The following is a 16,351-nucleotide window of genomic DNA, read 5'->3' as shown; positions in this document are numbered from 1 at the left end:
TTATGTGGGGGTCCCCCCCCGGGGGTGGGGGGGGGGGGGTGGGCTTGTGGGGGCTCCTAGCCCGGGCGTTGGGCTCGGGTTTTTGAGAGGGGGGGCGGCGGGCGGCCGCAGGCCGCCGGGCCCTGATGTGTGCGTGCGGCCCGCGGGGTGGCCGGCAGGGCGACGATGGTCACTGAGGCTTTGCAGTATGGCCTCTGACCGGGTGACGACGTAGACGTACGCAACGGACAAGGCTCCCGCGCCGCGTTGAGGGAGGTGTTCGACGCCTGTCGGCACCGCCCATCGCCGGCCGGGCCTGCATCGGCGCCGGTTCGTGGGTGACGACGCACCCTCGGACATCCACCGGGTCGTGAGCTCATGCCGACCCGGCAATTCGTCACCCGGGCGCTGTCCTCACCCTGGAGCGGCAGCGCTGAAATGGCTCGCTGGGAAAGGCTCACTGCAGCTGAGCAGGTCACCAGCCGGCGAGGAACCCGCTAAGGCATGAACGACCAACCGCCCAGATCAAACGCACTCTGAGTACGAACGCGTCGCCACCGTCATGAGCCCGCTCTCCTGCCCAGCACGGGCCGGGGCGCGCTGTCCTCGGCACTGAGCTGAGCGGCGAGCTCCCCGAGCGACCGCATTTCGAAGAACGCCCGCAGCCGCAGCTCACAGCCCATGACGGCGCGCACCCGACCGATGACGATCATGGCGAGCAGCGAATCTCCGCCGAGATCGAAGAAGTTGTCGTCGACGCCCGGCTGTGAAACGCCGATCACCTCGGCCACGATCTGGCACAGCTGCCGCTCACGGGGGTCGGCGGACGCCGAGACGCTTCGGACGGTGTCCGACATGGTGCTCGACGGCGCGCCGCCCGACAGTGTCTTGCGGTCCAGCTTCCCGTCGGGCGTGGTCGGAAGGGCGGCGAGAACCTGCACCCGGTCGGGCAACAGTGCGGAGGGGAGCCTGCCGCGCAGGAACTCCCGGACGGTGGCGGGCGTCAGCGCGTCCTGGCCTTCGTCACCGGGCACGACGTACGCCACCAGTTCGGCCATGCGGGTGCCGGCCCGGGTCGCCACGACCGCGGCGTGGGCGATGGCGGGATGCTCGAGCAGCACGCCCTCCACTTCGGCCGGCTCCATGCGCAGGCCGCGGATCTTGACCTGGTCATCGAGGCGCCCCCACAGTTCCAACTGCCCGTCGGGACGCAGCCGGCCCTTGTCGCCGGTGCGGTACATGCGCCGTCCGGGGACATGGCTGAACGGGTCGGCCACGAATCGCTCGCTGGTGTGCGCCGGCTGTCCCGCATACCCCTGGGCCACGCCGAGTCCACCGATGCAGATCTCACCGAAGAACATGGGCGGCAGCAACTGCAACTGGTCGTCGACGACGTAGAGCCGTGACGTGCCGGCCGCGCGCCCGGCCACCGGCTCCGGGTGTTCGCGAATCTCCGCCCTGGCCGACTCGACGGTGCACTCGTTGACGCCGTAAGCGTGGAACGCGAGCAGCCCGGGCTGGTCGTGCAGGCGCTGCCACAGCCGGTCGGACGGTCTCTCGCCACCGATCACCACGATCTTCGGCGGGTGCGGGAGCGTCAGGAGGCCGTCGTCGACCAGCATTTCCAGCCGGTCGCTCGCACAGTCGAGTACATCGATCGCCGTTTCTGGATCAGAACCGCGGGCGAGGAGCTGATACGGGTCCGTTCGCTCCTCTTCGTCGATCAGCAGCAGCCGGTGCCCGAAGGCGATCATGCCGAGACAGTGGTTGACGAACACGCCGGAGGTCAGGGAACTCAGCGCACCGACATTCACCTGACGGCCTTCGGGCAAACGCGCGTACACCGGCGCCAGTTGGGTGGTGGCGAGCGCGAGAATGCTCGCCTGATCGATGACCACACCCCTCGGCTGTCCTGTGGCACCCGGTGTGAAGACCACGTAGGCCGGAGCGGTGGCCGGGCGACGCGCGAAGCAGCCGTCGGCCGGATCGGCTCCGGAGGTCTTCTCCGCGTCCGCGAGGAGGGCGGCCGCCGAGACGGCCTCCACCTCGGCGAACGCCTCGTCCGTGATGACGAGGGCGACGCCCGCCTCCTTGAGGAGCAGGCGGCGGCGGAACTCGGGCTGTTGCGGATCCAGCAGCAGGAAGGCGCCACCCGCGCACCAGGTGGCGAGCATCGCGACGATCAGATCGCTGTGCCTGTCCAGGCAGATCCCCACCACGGTGTCGGTCCGCACACCGCGAGCCCCGAGGCCCGCGGCCATCGTCCGTGCCCGGTCGGCCAGTTCGGCGAAGGTGAGCCGCGCGCCGTCCGCGACGACTGCCTCCCGTTCGGGCACGGCGGCCGCGGTCCGCTCGAAAAGGTTCCACGCGGACGTGGCTTCCGAGGGAGTACGGCCGCCCTCCGGTTCACCGCTCGCGCCGAGCGCCAGCGTTTCCGTCAGCGCGGCGCGGTCGAGCACCGGGATGCTGCCGAGCGCGACATCGGGGTGCCTGCTGAGTGAGCCCATCAGGTCGCCGTAGGCCTTGGCGAACCGCTGCATGGCTGCCTCGGAGAACCGCTGTCGGTTGAATTCGACGTTGATCGAGACTTCGCCTGCCAGCCGCTGTACGTCCAGCGACAGGTCGAACTGAAGCCCCGACAGTTCCGCAGGCTCCGGCAGGAGCGTCACCTGGAGACCTTCGAGTGCCCATACGTCGCTCAGGTCGAGCATGCCGTAGGTGATGGCAGCCTGGAACAGGGGGTTGCGGTCGGCGTCACGCTCGGGAGCCAGTGCGCCCACCACCACCTCGAACGGAACGTCCTGGTAGTCCAGTGCGTCGTGAACCGTTTCGCTCACGAGATCGAGAAGCTGATCGAAGGTCAGTGCGGGATCCACCTGGCAGCGTAGCGCCACCGTATTGGAGAAGAATCCGATCGTTCCGAAGAGTTCTGGGCTCGGTCGGCCGAGCGTCTGCGTTCCGACCGATATGTCGCTCGTTCCCGCCCAACGCTGGAGCAGCACGAAGTACACGGACAGCAGTCCGGCGAAGGGGGTCACCGAGCGAGCCCGGCAGAACTCTTCGAATTCTGCCACCACATTCTGCGGGACGGTGATCGGCAACCTCGATCCGATCATTCGGCCCGGGATCTCGTCTCCGTCCTCGGGCATCGACGCCGGCTGGATGCCTGCCAGCTGGCCGCGCCAGTAATCCAGCGCGGCCTCATCCACCTCGGAGGCGTTCTCCGTCAGGCAGAAGTCGGCGTACTGTGCGGCCGGCACCGCGAGGGCGGGCGCGTGCGGGTCCGCGTAGGCGAGACCGAGTTCTTCGGCGAACACCTTCCCGGAAACTTCGTCCGTGATGATGTGGTGGAACGCGAAGACCAGCAGGTGGAGGCTCGGCGATATCCGTATCACCGACGTTCGCCAGAGCGGGCCCGACGAAATGTCGAACGGGAGGTCGACGACCCTCCTGGCCTCTGCGTCTGCCCACGCTCGGCGCTCGTCCTGCGAGTCGCCCTCGGCCTCCACGAAATCGATCAGGACCGGCTGCGTGGCGTCGCCGTTCTCCTCGTGCACCAATTGGAAGACTTCGCCGCCGCGCTCCAGGAATGTGGTTCGAAACGCCTCGTGCCTACTGCGCAGCACCTGAAGCGCGCGCTCCAGCCTGGCCGTCGAGAGATCTCCAACGACGGTGAGAACCGGCCTCCAGACGTCAGACGAGTTGTTCGGTCGCAGCACCGAGGAGAAGTACATCCTGCGCTGCGCCGATGAGGCGGGAACCATACGCGAATCACGCTCGCCCGCGAGACCGTCACCCTCAAGATCCGGCATATCCAGCCCATGTGCGTGACGTGTCCGGGGCACGGCGGCCCTCCCCTATCGATCGGCCGTTCCTTCGGGAACACCTTATTTTCAGACTCGATCAACGCAATCGTTCGAGCGTGTGTCAGACGGTCTCACTCGCCCCGGTCACGTGTCTCGCCGGCGAGACACCGCCCGGACGCAGACGCACTCCCGCACCGATCGGCCGGGAACGTGGTGAATTGTCCGATGGGTGGTACGGGGCGGCGTGGAAATGGGTGACGCAAATGAGGGAGTCGGCGCGAGAGGGATTTTACTTAAAGAAAGCCTGTTATCGGTGAACGGCTCCCGGGTCCCGGGTCGACCCGTCCGTGCCGTAGCGGGCGGCCCGCGTATCGCGCACAATTACGCCGTGGATGACGTCCAACTGTTACGGTTGGCCTATACAGCGAAAGCATCAACCAACGGGGGATCGTTGCGCACTGCTATCCTAACAAAGAGGACAAACGAGACAACTGCGCGGAATGTTGCAACGGCAAGCACTGCGGGACAGCTGCTGAGCATGGGCGTGCAGTTCCACAAGTCCGGCTTGTCGTTCACGGCCAGGCAGAGCCTCAATATGTGGGAGCAAGTCGGGACCGGACTGCTGTCTTTCGCGGACTCTTCTACCTGGTGGGTCGCCGACTGGCTGGTTTATGGTGAATCCGAGTTCCAGGACCGTTACCACGAAGCCATCAAGCGCACGTCGCTCAGCTATCAGACGCTTCGTAACTATACGTGGGTCGCGCGCAAGTTCCCCCTGACCCGCAGGCGGCAGAATCTGAGCTTCAGTCATCACCTTGAAGTGGTGGCGCTCGATCAGCCGGAACAGGACTACTGGCTGAGGAAAGCGGAGACGATGGGCTGGAGCAGGAACAAGCTTCGCGGGGAGGTTCGTAGCAGCCTCCGTGCGCGGCAGGGCGAGATGACCGAGCCCGAGAGACGCGCTGAGCTGGACGAAGTCGGTCCCGCCGGGGCCGGTTCGGCCTCGGAGCAGGTCGAACCCGCGGCGACCGGATCCGGCTCGGGCCCGGACCGGAGCGATGCCGGCCCCTCGCCCGAAGCGGGCCTGCTGCACATTGAACTCCCGGCCGAAATCCTGGCACAGATCCGGACCGCTGCCAGGAAGGAAGGCGCGCCGGTCGAGACCTGGGCGATGGAGATACTGCGGCGGGCTGCCGGCGGGGCTTGAGGAGAGGGTGCCGTCGCACGTCGGGAGACCTCCTGGGTGCCTTCTCGACGTGCGGTGGCCGCCGGTACCGTCCCGAAAGCAAGCCACGGCGAATGCTGTCACTCGCCGTTGGCCAGGCCCAGGTAAATGCCTTCGGCTGTCCCGCCGGCGGGACAAGGTTTTCATCGGCAATGCAAACCAGGATTCATCATTTGTCTGGACGTGTTCAATCGGTGTCCATGTTGATGAAGGCGTTGTTGGGCGAATGGCATTCCAAGTATGAGGATGATAAGTGACCCTGTCATTGTTGTGCGTACCCTTCGCCGGGAGCGGCGCCGGCTTCTACAGGGCCTGGCCGAACGGCGGTGAGCAGGGTCTTCGGATCGTCCCGCTGCAGATGCCGGGCCGGGAGGAGCGTTTTCTGGAGGACCCGTACAAGGACGCCGCGGAGGCGGCCAAGGACCTTGCCGGCGCCGCGCTCCGCCTGGTCGGCGGTGCGGAACGAGTGGCGCTCTTCGGGCACAGTCTCGGCGCCGTTCTCGCCTACGAGGCGGCTCGTGAACTCCAGGCGCAGGGCTTCACCGCGCTGGAGCACCTCTTCGTGAGCGGGTCCCCCGGTCCGGGGAGCGGTCGCACCGGGCGGACCGCGGAACTCGACGACGACACCTTCGTGGAGCGGGTCGCGGAGCTCGCCGGATACCGGCATGCGGCACTCGACGACCCCGAGCTGCGGGAGGTGCTGCTTCCGTTGCTACGGGCGGACGTAGCCCTGCACGAGGACTACCGACCCGTTTCGGACGAGCCGTTGACGCTGCCTGTCACCGCCCTGCGCGGGACCGACGACGCCCTGGTGAGCCGGGCGCAGTGCGCGACCTGGGAGACGGCGACGACCGGACCGTTCGAGCTGAAGGAACTCGCGGGCGGACACATGTATCTGACCGACAGGGAACAGGAATTGCTCGCTGTCATCGACGCCGCGGCGCGAGGCGCCCGCACATGAGGCGCGACAGGAGAAGCGCCGCAGGTGCGGCCCTGCAGGGCCGGACCGCGGTGATCACCGGCGCGGGCCGTGGCCTGGGACGCGCCTGTGCGCTGCGGTTCGCGGAAGAGGGAGCCGACCTCGTTCTGCTCGATGTGTGCGAGGACATCGAGGGCGTCCCCTACCCCCTGTCGACGAGCGGTCAGCTCACGCACACCGCCAAGCTCTGCGAGGAGCGCGGCGCGGCGGTGCTGGCGGAGTCCGTCGACGTACGCCGCAGTGTCACGCCGGCCGTTGAGAAGGCGCTCGACCGCTTCGGCCGTATCGATGTCGTCGTCAACAACGCGGGCATTGCCGCTCCTTCGGGAAAGGCCGTCCACGAGATCACCGAGGACGAGTGGTGTCTGATGCTCGACGTCGACCTCTCCGGCGCGTGGCGCATGATCAAAGCCGTGGCGCCGACGATGATCGCGCAGCGGCGAGGCAGCATCATCAACGTCTCGTCCACCGCCGGCCTGGTCGGCTATCGGCACTTCGCGGGGTATGTCGCCGCCAAGCACGGGCTGATAGGGCTGACCAAGGCCGCGGCTCTCGACTACGGGCCGCACCAGGTCCGGGTCAACGCCCTCTGCCCGGGCTCCGTCGCGGACGACCCGACGGTCGACGGCCGGATGCTGTCCGAGATCGCTCGCTCCCTGGACGTGGCCGTGGAAGACCACGAGAGGGTCTTCGTCCAGGCGCAGCCGATGAACTCGCTCATCGCTCCCTCCGACATCGCCGGCGCCGCCCTCTGGCTCGCAGGTGACGACTCCCCTCAAGTGACCGGCAGCGTACTGACGGTCGACGGGGGCTTCACCGCGCGCTGACCCGCGTCGGCCGACCTAGTTCCCTGCACCCTCCTCGGCGCACCGACAGGAGTTCCCCCATGGCGACAGCCCGCTGGTCCGTGCCGCTGCAGTGCCACGAGCAGGCCGCCATGTGCCACAGCTTGACGGTCAGGTGCCCGCAGCCACCCAGCAGCAGTGAGCTTCGGCGACGGTTGGAACAGGTCGGCGAACTCGCCGAAGGCGTGCTGTGGGAACGGCGCACCCCGGAGCGCTCGACGGCACCGGCGGCGCAGCAGTACGCGGAACAGGAAGCCCGTCGGCCGCTGCGTGCCGTCTCCGGTCCGCGGCTGCGTATCACGCTCGTGCGGCATACGGACGACGTCGCCGATCTGGTGCTGGTCGCCGCCCGTGGCGCCCTGTCCCGGGCGGCACTGAGCGACCTGGCCGGATTTCTCACCGGCGGTTCCCTGCCCCGGGCGGGTCGGCATGGCACCGCGCGGGAAACGAGCGGGGCGGGGGCCGCCCCACTGGCGGGGCCGGAGTGGGGCCTCGGTGACCTCGCGCGCCGCGGTCTCGTCGGCGCGGCCCGTTTCTCCACGACGGTCTGCGAAAACCCGGTGGACCAGAAGCTGTTGATTTCCGCGACCGCCATCGTCCTGGCCCGGTACGACGCCGAGGAGACACCGCAGATCGCCCTGCTCGATCCTGACGCGGCAGGACCGGACGCGCCGTCCAAGTATGTGTTCAAGTACGACGAGACCATGTCCGTCGCCGGGTTCCTCGCCGGTGTGCCCGAGACACCGGAGCCGGCCGGCGAACCGGCGACAGAACCCAGGGGTGGCCGCGCGATTCCTGTGGGCATGGTCTTCGGCGAGTGGGACGACGCGCGGCAGTACTACCCCTGCCTCGCGCCCGTCTTCCCCCTCACGCTCCAGGCCGAGCAGCGCCCGGACCGGTCCTGGGTCGGCACCTGCTGGTACGACGAGGGTGCGATCGATCCGCGGTCCGCGCGCGCCTTCGCCGAGCAGGTGGCCCATGTCGCACAGTGGTTGGCGGATCTGGGCGAGTCCGGGGAAGGACTGCCGCTGTCGGCCACCCCCCTGATGCCGCCCGAACGCGCCGCGGAGATCGTGCGGCGGGGAGCGACTCCTCCGGTCGCCGCGACCCCCACGACCGGCTCGACCGTCCACGGGCGCTTCGAGGACCTGGTACGCCGCCATCCGGACGCGGTCGCCGTCACGGACGGCACCCGCACTCTGACCTATCGCCAGCTCGATGAGCAGGCCGAACTCATGGCCGAGGGGCTGCGCTGCTCGGGGGCGGTTCCGGGGAGCGTGGTCGGCGTGTGCCTGGAGCGCGACGCGACCCTCGTCGTCACCTTGCTCGCGATACTCAAGTCCGGCTGCGCCTACGTACCCATGGACGTCGAGTACCCGCACGAGCGCCTGCGTTACACGGTCGGCAGCGCCGGGGCGCGCGTCGTTGTCGCCGCAGCCGACGTGTTCCCGGTAGTCGAGGACGTTCGGCCCGTGCCCCCCGAGGAACTGCTCCGGCTCGGCGGGCGGAGCGTCTCCCGCGGCCGGACCACGTCCTGCGACGAGAACGACCCCGCCTACATCATCTACACGTCCGGATCGACGGGGCGGCCCAAGGGCGTCGTCGTCCCGCACCGCAACGTGCTGGCCCTGGTCGACGGCACGGCCGAGGACTTCGAGCTCGGAGCGGACGACGTCTGGACGATGTTCCACTCCAGCGCCTTCGACTTCTCCGTCTGGGAGATCTGGGGCTGTCTGCTGACGGGCGGGCAACTCGTGGTGGTGCCCTTCTGGATCACACGGGACACGGGGGAGTTCCACGCACTGCTCGCCGAACGACGCGTCACCGTGCTCAACCAGACGCCCTCCGCCTTCCTGCCCCTGATCGCACAGGACCGGGAATCGCCCGCCGAGCTCGCGGTGCGCCTGGTGATCTTCGGCGGTGAGCCGCTGGACGCCCGTGAGCTGCTGCCCTGGTTCGCCCGCCACCCGCAGGCGGAGTGCCGTCTGGTCAACATGTTCGGGATCACGGAGACCACCGTGCACGTGACGGCGCAGACCGTGACGCCTCAGGCGGCTCTGCGGGGGAGCCGGTCGGTGGGCCCGGCGCTCCCCGGCTGGTCGGTGTCCGTACGTGGACCGCGAGGAGAGGTTCTGCCGGTGGGAGCGGCGGGCGAGATCTGGGTCGGCGGGGCTGGAGTCGCCCGTCACTACCGGGGGCAGCCGGAGCTCACGGCGCAACGTTTCGTCATCGACCCGGTGACCGGTGAGCGGATCTACCGCAGTGGCGACAAGGGCCGCATGAGGCCCGACGGATGCCTGGAACACCTGGGCAGGATCGACAGCCAGGTGAAGATCCGCGGGTACCGGATCGAGCTGGACGAGATCCGCAACGTCCTGCTCGGAGCACCATCGGTCTCCGGGGCGACCGTGGTCGTCCACCACGACGAGAGCGGCGATCGGGCAGGCGACCGGCTGGATGCCTACGTAGTGCTCAAGAGGGACACGACAGTGGCCATGGTTGCGGAGCATGCCAGGCGGCTTCTGCCCGACTACATGGTCCCGGCCACGGTCACGGAACTCGATGCCATCCCTTTGACGATCAACGGGAAGGTCGATGTCGCACAGCTCCCCGCACCGACGGCCGCTCGGCCGGCCCTGACAAAGTCCCCGGATCCCGTCGAGACCGGGTCCGCCGACCGGCTGGAGCGCGACTTGCTGGACATCTGGAGCCGGCACCTGGGCACGCAGGTGGGCCCTGAGGACAATTTCTTCGCGCTGGGAGGCAATTCGCTGCTGGTCGTCCGCGTGCTGGCCGAGGTCAAGGAGCTCGGTGTACCGAAGATCGCCGTGCGGGATTTCTACCGGAACTCCTTCGCACGACAGTTCATCCAGATGGTCAGGGAGCGGATCACTCTCGGTTCCGACGCCCTGGCTGCCACTGGTGGCGCGCGGAGCTGACCTGGTCGCAGGCACGGGACCGGTGCTCACTTGACGACGTGCTGTGTGCGGCCTGTCGTGCCTGGTCCGCCCCGCGTGCCGGGTGCGACGGACCGGCTCGGACGGTGCGCGGCAGCGGGAAGCTGCCTGGCCGAGCTGAAGAGGCGTGCGAAGGCCAGGGCGCTGGAGGGGGAGGCGATGACGACCGGGGCGTCGGCCGGTGTCGGGTGCCCGTAGGGGCCGGCCCGTCCCCGGCAGGGGGAACGGGCCGGCCCTCGACGGGTGCGGCGGTCAGTTCACGTGGAGGGTGAGCGCTGCGGTGTGCAGCCTGCCGCCGGTCTGGAACTGCAGGAAGAGCCGCCAGTTTCCGGACTGGGCGAACTCGGCGTGGAAGGTGAGCGCGGGCCCGCCGTGGTCGCCGTCCGCCCTGGCCTCCGGGTGGAGATGGGCGAAGGAGAGGTCGCCCTGGTGGAAGGCGGTGAGGTGGGCGTAGGTCTCCAGGTAGGGCTGGAGGTCGGTGACCGGCTTGCCGTTCTTGGTGACGGTGGCGGTCAGCCGGCGGGCCGTGCCGGCCATCAGGTCGCCCTTCACCGCGATCGTGTAGCCGTCGACGGTGGCGGTGCCGGACGCCTTGGGCAGGGAGGTGGTCATCGGCATGCCGGAGACCTTCACCGTGCGGCTGAGGACGAAGTCCTTGCCCTTGCCTGAGCCGGTGGCCGGGGTGAAGGAGGTGTACAGCCGCCAGCTGCCAGGCCTCAGCGCGGCGAGTGGCGCGGTCCAGGTGCCGTTCTTCGCCATGGTGGGGTGCAGGTGCTGGAAGCCGGTGAGGTCGGTGCGGACGGCGTAGAAGTGCATCCGCTTGGTCTGGTCGACGGTGAAGTCGGTGACCGGCTTGCCGTCCGGGCCGGTGACGGTGAAGCGGAAGTCGGCCGACCGGTCGGCGGGGAGGCCGGCGGTGCTGGAGGTCATGCGGTAGCCGTCACGGGCGGCGGAAAGGCCGTTTCCGGTGGCGGCGGTGTCCATGCCTGGCATCGACGCCATGGCGTCGGCCGATGCGGAGGGGGACGGCGTCTTGCCGTGGTCCATGCCGGGCATGGTGGAGCCGTGGCCGGAGCCGGTGCCCGAACCGCAGGCGGTCAGCGCGAGGGTCAGTACCGAGATGGTGGCAGCCGCCATGAGGAGGCGGCGGGGCGTCCGAGAGCGCTTGGACATGAGGTGTCTTTCCAGGTGGGCGCCGCAATGGGGCGCGAGTGACGAACGTGGGACCGGTGCCGGACCGCGGCGGTGAGCCGGTGTCCGGGGGGTTCGTCACGTCCGTGCGATGCACGCCTGGAGGAGGAGTTGGCGTCCGCCGAGGGGTGGTCCTCTGCGGCGGGTGCCCGTGTAGGCCCGCGGGGCCCGCGGCAGCAGGGCGGCGACGGGCAGGACCAGGGCGGCCGCGGCGAGCGGCGGCAGCGGGATCGCCGAGCGGGGCGGGGTGGCCACGCACAGCGCGCCCCGCATGGTCTCGTCCGCGCGCGGAGCTGCCTTGTCGCCCGCGGTCCTGGAGTGGCCGGCCGAGTGCGCTGCCATCGTGGTCGGCGCCGGTTGCGTGACCGCCGTGTCCGCCATGGCCCCGTGGCAGCCGCCGTCGGCCGCGGCCGGGCCGCCGTGCATGAGGAACAGCCCGAGCAGCACCGCCACCAGCACGGCCGGCCGCACCACTCTGCGGTGGCGGGCCCCGGCCGTGTGCGGGGCGGGCTGCGTGGCAATCACGGGTTCACCTTACGCAGCCGGGCGCCCAGCGCCGTCGCGCGGCTGGGTCCGCACGGTGAAAGCGGCGGTGCGGGCCTCACCGGCGCGGTCACCACCGGCCGTATGACCCCGCCGGCCGTGCACACCGCCGCCCAAGGTATGGACGAGGCGGACGTCCTGCGCCTGGCCGGTGCCCTGGAGCTCGCCTCCGAGCACCCCCGTCGCCCGGGCCGTCGCCGACGCGGCCGCCGCCCGGGTGTCCAGGGCATCGTCGAGGGGCGCGCGGCCCTCGACGATGGGGGTCAGCGGCCACGGACAGGGCGATGCCCGTCACCTGGCGCGGTGGCGGAAGACGTATGGGCGCAAAAGGCGACGTCCGGGCCGCCCCCTGCGGGACGGCCCGGACGTCAGTGGCCCTGCTCGGTGACCGAGCCGGCTGACCGTGCGGATCAGGCGATGTCGAAGCGGTCCGCGTTCGACACCTTGACCCACGCCGCGACGAAGTCGTTCACGAACTTCTCCTTCGCGTCGTCGGCCGCGTAGACCTCGGCGAGCGCGCGCAGCTCGGAGTTCGAGCCGAAGACCAGGTCGGCACGGGTACCGGTCCACTTGACCTCGCCGGTCGCGTCGTCGCGGCACTCGAAGACCGTCTGGTCCTCGGAGACCGGCGACCACGTGTGGCCCAGGTCGAGCAGGTTGACGAAGAAGTCGTTCGTCAGCTTGCCCGGGGTGTCGGTGAAGACGCCGTGCGCGGTCTGCTGGTGGTTGGCGCCGAGGACGCGCAGGCCGCCGACGAGGACGGTCAGCTCGGGGGCGCTCAGGCCCAGCAGGTTGGCCTTGTCGAGCAGCAGGAACTCGGCCGGCAGGCGGTTGCCCTTGCCCAGGTAGTTGCGGAAACCGTCGGCGGTGGGCTCCAGCGCGGCGAAGGACTCCGCGTCGGTGTGCTCCTCCGTGGCGTCCACACGGCCCGGGGTGAAGGGCACCTCGATGTCGTGACCGGCGTCCTTGGCGGCCTTCTCCACGGCGGCGGCACCGCCGAGGACGATCAGGTCGGCCAGGGAGACCTTCTTGGCACCGGAGTTCGCGTTGAACTCCGCCTGGATGCCCTCGAGGACACGCAGGACCTGAGCCAGCTGGTCGGGCTCGTTGACCTCCCAGCCGGCCTGCGGCTGCAGACGGATACGGGCGCCGTTGGCACCGCCGCGCTTGTCGCTGTTGCGGTACGTCGAGGCCGACGCCCACGCGGTGGACACCAGCTGGGCCACGGACAGACCCGACTCCAGCAGCTTGGCCTTGAGCGCCGCGACATCGGCGGCGTCGATGGGCTCGCCCTCCGCCTCCGGCAGCGGGTCCTGCCACAGCAGGGTCTCCGCCGGGACCTCCGGGCCGAGGTACAGCGACTTCGGACCCATGTCACGGTGGGTCAGCTTGTACCAGGCGCGGGCGAAGGCGTCCGCGAACTCCTCCGGGTTCTCGTAGAAGCGGCGCGAGATCGGCCCGTAGACCGGGTCGAAGCGCAGCGAGAGGTCGGTGGTGAGCATCGTCGGGAGCTTCTTCTTCGACGCGTCGTGGGCGTCGGGGATGATCGCCTCGGCGTCCTTCGCGACCCACTGCTTCGCGCCGGCCGGGCTCTCGGTGAGCTCGTACTCGTACTCGAAGAGGTTCTTGAAGAACCCGTTGCCCCACTGGGTCGGCGTGGCGGTCCAGGTGACCTCCAGGCCGGAGGTGATCGCGTCGCCGGCCTTGCCGGAGCCGTAGGTGCTCTTCCAGCCGAGACCCTGGGCCTCGATCGGGGCGGCCTCGGGGTCGGCGCCGACGTGGTCGGCCGGGCCCGCGCCGTGGGTCTTGCCGAAGGTGTGACCACCGGCGATGAGGGCGACGGTCTCCTCGTCGTCCATCGCCATGCGGCGGAAGGTCTCACGGATGTCGCGGGCCGCGGCGATCGGGTCCGGGTTGCCGTTCGGGCCCTCCGGGTTGACGTAGATCAGACCCATCTGGACCGCGCCGAGCGGGCTCTCCAGCTCACGGTCGCCGGTGTAGCGCTGGTCGTCGAGCCAGACCTTCTCGGGGCCCCAGTAGACGTCCTCCTCCGACTCCCAGACGTCCTCACGGCCACCGCCGAAGCCGAAGGTCTTGAAGCCCATGGACTCCAGCGCCACGTTGCCCGCGAGGATCATCAGGTCGGCCCAGGACAGGCTCTTGCCGTACTTCTTCTTCACCGGCCACAGCAGACGGCGGGCCTTGTCCAGGTTGCCGTTGTCCGGCCAGCTGTTCAGCGGGGCGAAGCGCTGCTGGCCGGCACCGGCGCCGCCACGGCCGTCGCTGATGCGGTAGGTGCCCGCGCTGTGCCAGGCCATACGGATCATGAACGGGCCGTAGTGCCCGAAGTCGGCCGGCCACCAGTCCTTCGAGTCCGTCAGGATCTCGGCGATGTCCTGTTTCACGGCCGGGAGGTCGAGGCTCTTGAACGCCTCGGCGTAGTCGAACTCCTCACCGAGCGGGTTGGCCACGGCAGGGTTCTTGGCAAGGATCTTCAGGTTGAGCCGCTCCGGCCACCACTGGCGGTTTCCACCGCCCTGGGTGGGGTGCAGGGCGCGATCGTGCGCCACCGGGCACTTTGCTTCAGCGGCGTTGTTCTCAGACATGGGAATCCTTCCGGGGTTGGTGCTCAGGCCGTGCGAGCGGTGGAACAGTCGGGGCACAGGCCCCAGTAGATGACCTCGGCCTCGTCGATCGCGAAGCCTCGGTCGTCCGAAGCGGTGAGACAGGGGGCATGACCGACCGCGCAGTCGACGTCGAGGACGGCGGCGCACGAGCGGCACACCAGGTGGTGGTGGTTGTCCCCGACCCTGCCCTCGAACCGGGCCGGGCTGCCCGGCGGCTCGATGCGACGTACCAGTCCGGCCGTGGTGAGGGCGTGCAGCGCCTCGTACACGGCTTGCAGGGATATGTGGCCCACACGGTCCCGCACACCCGAGGCGATCGCCTCGACGCCGAGGTGGTCACCCTCGCGGACGGTCTCGAGCAGCGCGACGCGGGCGGCCGTCACCCGCAGGCCGGCACCGCGCAGCTCCTCGGCGGTGGTCGGAGTCTGGGGTGAAGTCATGGCACCCAAGCTACCCGCACAAACACGAATGATTCAAGAAAACGAACGAGACAGGTTTGGTGGCCGGGCGATGACCTCCGGGGGAATCCCCGCAGATCAAGGGCCGGCAAGGGATTCGCACCACTGTTCACGCCTACGGGTGAATCAGTGAATGGATGTCCGTTCTGCGCTCGCTGCCTGCGCTCGGCGGCCTGCGGCAGCGCACGCCGGGGATGACGCGGCTGCCGCTGTGGCTCGTCGTGGGGCATGTGGTGCTGGTGGTCGCCGCGTTCGGGCTCATGATGCTGCTGCGCCGCCTGCCCAGCTCGGGACGGCGCTCCCGGGGCGCACGGACCGCCGAGCGCCACTTTCCGCTCGGCGGTCGTCGCCCACGGGACGAGCGCGGGCGCAACCGTGCCGCTGGTCGTGCTGGTGGTGCTGCGCCAGGCGTGACCGGGCCCGGTGTGAGGTCAGCCCGTACCCGCCTCCTCGTTCCGGGATGCCGCGGCGGCCGAGCGGGAACCGACCAGGAGCAGGCACAGGACGGCCACGCCTGCCACGACGCCGGTGAGGAGGAGGAGGGGGCTGAGGGGACGGGTGGCGGAGGCGGCGTTGTCCACGGCGGGCTGTGCCGCCACGGCGGCGGAGGCGGAGGCCGTGGGGGAGGGGGACGGGGTCTTGGCGGCTCCGGGGGCGGCGGCCTCGGCGCTGTGGCCCATGTGCATGGACGAGGGCATCGCGCCGGCGGCCCGGCCGGTGGGTGCGGCGGCCGTCGGGTGCTGGTGTTGCCGGACGGTGGGCGCGGGCGCGGCGGCCGCCTCCACGACGAGCCGGGCCGTCATGCCCGGATGCACGGTGCAGAGGTAGCCGTAGGTCCCCGGCGCGGTGAACGTGTGGCTCCAGCTGCCGCCCTTGCTGAGCATCGGGGAGTGGACGGAGGCGGGGCCGGAGGTGGTCTCGACGTCATGGGGCGCCTGGTCCTGGTTGGTCCAGGTGACGGTGTCCCCGGCGGTGATGGTCAGGGTGCGGGGCGAGAACGCGTAGCCGGACATCACGACTTGGTGGCCGGCGGCCGCCTGCACCGCGGGGGCCGGCAGGACGAGCGCGGCGCCCGCCAGGAAGAGGGCGCCGAGGAGGGCGGTCAGACGGGGCATGTGAACTCCGCGGCTACGAGCAGCCGGATGCGGTCTGCAGGACGGATGCGGGGCAGGGCGAGGCCGGTCGTACGGCGCAGGAGGCGGTACGGCAGCCGGAGCGTGCCGAGGACCAGGAGGCGGTCGGCGGTCCGCTCGACGACACGGAAGCCGAAGAGGGCCGGGGTCGGATCGCCGGCCAGGGCCAGTTCGCCGGGGACGTGCAGCCGGGTGGCCTCGTCCGTGGGCGTGAGGCTGGTACTGACGAAGGTGAGCACCCTGCCGCCCAGCGGCCGGCCGGCCAGTTCCAGGCTCAGCACACAGTCGTCGGAGTCGGGCGCCACGGTGAGGGTCGCGTCCAGGGCGGTGAGCCGGCGGCGCAGGGTGGTCAACGGGCCGAAACGGGCGGTCAGTTCGACGATGCAGCGGTCCGGGGCGGCACTGTAGGTGCCGGGTTCGGGCAGCCAGTCGGGGCCCGGGCGGGCCGGGGGCAGGACGGCGGTGGGGCGGGTCTCGGTGGTCATCTCGGCACCTCGATGGGCGAGCGGAGTGACGGGCGGGGAGAATGGAGCGAGCGGCGGGCTGCAGACCGGCACCGGGATCCGCTTCGAGTGGGGATCCGCGGGAGCCGGCCGTCTGGCCCGCGA

The 16,351-nt window shown here is 69.9% G+C and carries 11 protein-coding genes; 4 read left to right on the top strand and 7 right to left on the bottom strand.

What is annotated here, in order from left to right:
• Positions 1-539: 539 nt before the first annotated feature.
• Positions 540-3,713 carry a condensation domain-containing protein gene (locus AB0N07_RS43365; RefSeq protein ID WP_365845137.1) on the bottom strand — a complete coding sequence of 1,058 codons (3,174 nt, stop codon included), beginning with the start codon at positions 3,711-3,713 and terminating at the stop codon, positions 540-542.
• A 610-nt stretch (positions 3,714-4,323) separates the two neighbouring features.
• Between AB0N07_RS43365 and AB0N07_RS43360 the strand changes: the two genes are divergently transcribed.
• From AB0N07_RS43360 to AB0N07_RS43345, 4 genes are all read left to right on the top strand, one after another.
• Positions 4,324-4,992: an LmbU family transcriptional regulator gene (locus AB0N07_RS43360; protein WP_365845128.1), complete on the top strand. Its 669-nt coding sequence runs from the start codon at positions 4,324-4,326 to the stop codon at positions 4,990-4,992.
• A 271-nt stretch (positions 4,993-5,263) separates the two neighbouring features.
• Positions 5,264-5,971 carry an alpha/beta fold hydrolase gene (locus AB0N07_RS43355; RefSeq protein WP_365845126.1) on the top strand — a complete coding sequence of 236 codons (708 nt, stop codon included), beginning with the start codon at positions 5,264-5,266 and terminating at the stop codon, positions 5,969-5,971.
• Entirely contained in the window at positions 5,968-6,816 is an 849-nt protein-coding gene (locus AB0N07_RS43350; RefSeq protein WP_365845124.1) for a mycofactocin-coupled SDR family oxidoreductase, read from the top strand. Before AB0N07_RS43355 ends, AB0N07_RS43350 begins: the two co-directional genes overlap by 4 nt.
• A gap of 59 nt (positions 6,817-6,875) precedes the next feature.
• Complete coding sequence (locus tag AB0N07_RS43345; RefSeq protein WP_365845122.1) at positions 6,876-9,773, top strand: non-ribosomal peptide synthetase; 2,898 nt, start codon at positions 6,876-6,878, stop codon at positions 9,771-9,773.
• 270 nt (positions 9,774-10,043) lie between these two features.
• Here AB0N07_RS43345 and AB0N07_RS43340 read toward each other — a convergent pair whose 3' ends face one another.
• The 6 genes from AB0N07_RS43340 to AB0N07_RS43315 form a co-directional block, all read right to left on the bottom strand.
• The gene (locus AB0N07_RS43340) at positions 10,044-10,964 is read right to left on the bottom strand and encodes a hypothetical protein (protein ID WP_365845120.1); all 921 of its coding nucleotides are present in this window, start codon (positions 10,962-10,964) and stop codon (positions 10,044-10,046) included.
• A 96-nt stretch (positions 10,965-11,060) separates the two neighbouring features.
• Positions 11,061-11,507 carry a hypothetical protein gene (locus AB0N07_RS43335; protein ID WP_365845118.1) on the bottom strand — a complete coding sequence of 149 codons (447 nt, stop codon included), beginning with the start codon at positions 11,505-11,507 and terminating at the stop codon, positions 11,061-11,063.
• 428 nt (positions 11,508-11,935) lie between these two features.
• Positions 11,936-14,131, bottom strand: a complete 2,196-nt coding sequence (gene katG / locus AB0N07_RS43330) for a catalase/peroxidase HPI (protein WP_365845116.1) — start codon at positions 14,129-14,131, stop codon at positions 11,936-11,938.
• A 23-nt stretch (positions 14,132-14,154) separates the two neighbouring features.
• Positions 14,155-14,592, bottom strand: coding sequence for a Fur family transcriptional regulator (locus AB0N07_RS43325; RefSeq protein ID WP_099931868.1), 438 nt, complete (start codon positions 14,590-14,592; stop codon positions 14,155-14,157).
• A gap of 449 nt (positions 14,593-15,041) precedes the next feature.
• Positions 15,042-15,725: a cupredoxin family copper-binding protein gene (locus AB0N07_RS43320; RefSeq protein ID WP_365845114.1), complete on the bottom strand. Its 684-nt coding sequence runs from the start codon at positions 15,723-15,725 to the stop codon at positions 15,042-15,044.
• Entirely contained in the window at positions 15,713-16,228 is a 516-nt protein-coding gene (locus AB0N07_RS43315; protein ID WP_365845112.1) for a hypothetical protein, read from the bottom strand. The genes AB0N07_RS43320 and AB0N07_RS43315 overlap by 13 nt, the downstream gene beginning before the upstream one ends.
• Positions 16,229-16,351 lie beyond the last annotated feature (123 nt).

The sequence above is a fragment of the Streptomyces sp. NPDC051172 genome (assembly GCF_040682555.1).
Lineage (GTDB): Bacteria > Actinomycetota > Actinomycetes > Streptomycetales > Streptomycetaceae > Streptomyces.
Note: the sequence above shows the minus strand (reverse complement) of the source record. Positions and strands in the feature narration are given on the sequence as shown.

Excerpts from the sequence above, each read along its gene's own strand:
- katG (WP_365845116.1), bottom strand. The coding sequence starts at position 14,131 with ATGTCTGAGAACAACGCCGCTGAAGCAAAGTGCCCGGTGGCGCACGAT.
- AB0N07_RS43315 (WP_365845112.1), bottom strand. The coding sequence starts at position 16,228 with ATGACCACCGAGACCCGCCCCACCGCCGTCCTGCCCCCGGCCCGCCCG.
- AB0N07_RS43325 (WP_099931868.1), bottom strand. The coding sequence starts at position 14,592 with ATGACTTCACCCCAGACTCCGACCACCGCCGAGGAGCTGCGCGGTGCC.
- AB0N07_RS43345 (WP_365845122.1), top strand. The coding sequence starts at position 6,876 with ATGGCGACAGCCCGCTGGTCCGTGCCGCTGCAGTGCCACGAGCAGGCC.
- AB0N07_RS43365 (WP_365845137.1), bottom strand. The coding sequence starts at position 3,713 with ATGTACTTCTCCTCGGTGCTGCGACCGAACAACTCGTCTGACGTCTGG.
- AB0N07_RS43350 (WP_365845124.1), top strand. The coding sequence starts at position 5,968 with ATGAGGCGCGACAGGAGAAGCGCCGCAGGTGCGGCCCTGCAGGGCCGG.
- AB0N07_RS43340 (WP_365845120.1), bottom strand. The coding sequence starts at position 10,964 with ATGTCCAAGCGCTCTCGGACGCCCCGCCGCCTCCTCATGGCGGCTGCC.
- AB0N07_RS43320 (WP_365845114.1), bottom strand. The coding sequence starts at position 15,725 with ATGCCCCGTCTGACCGCCCTCCTCGGCGCCCTCTTCCTGGCGGGCGCC.
- AB0N07_RS43360 (WP_365845128.1), top strand. The coding sequence starts at position 4,324 with ATGGGCGTGCAGTTCCACAAGTCCGGCTTGTCGTTCACGGCCAGGCAG.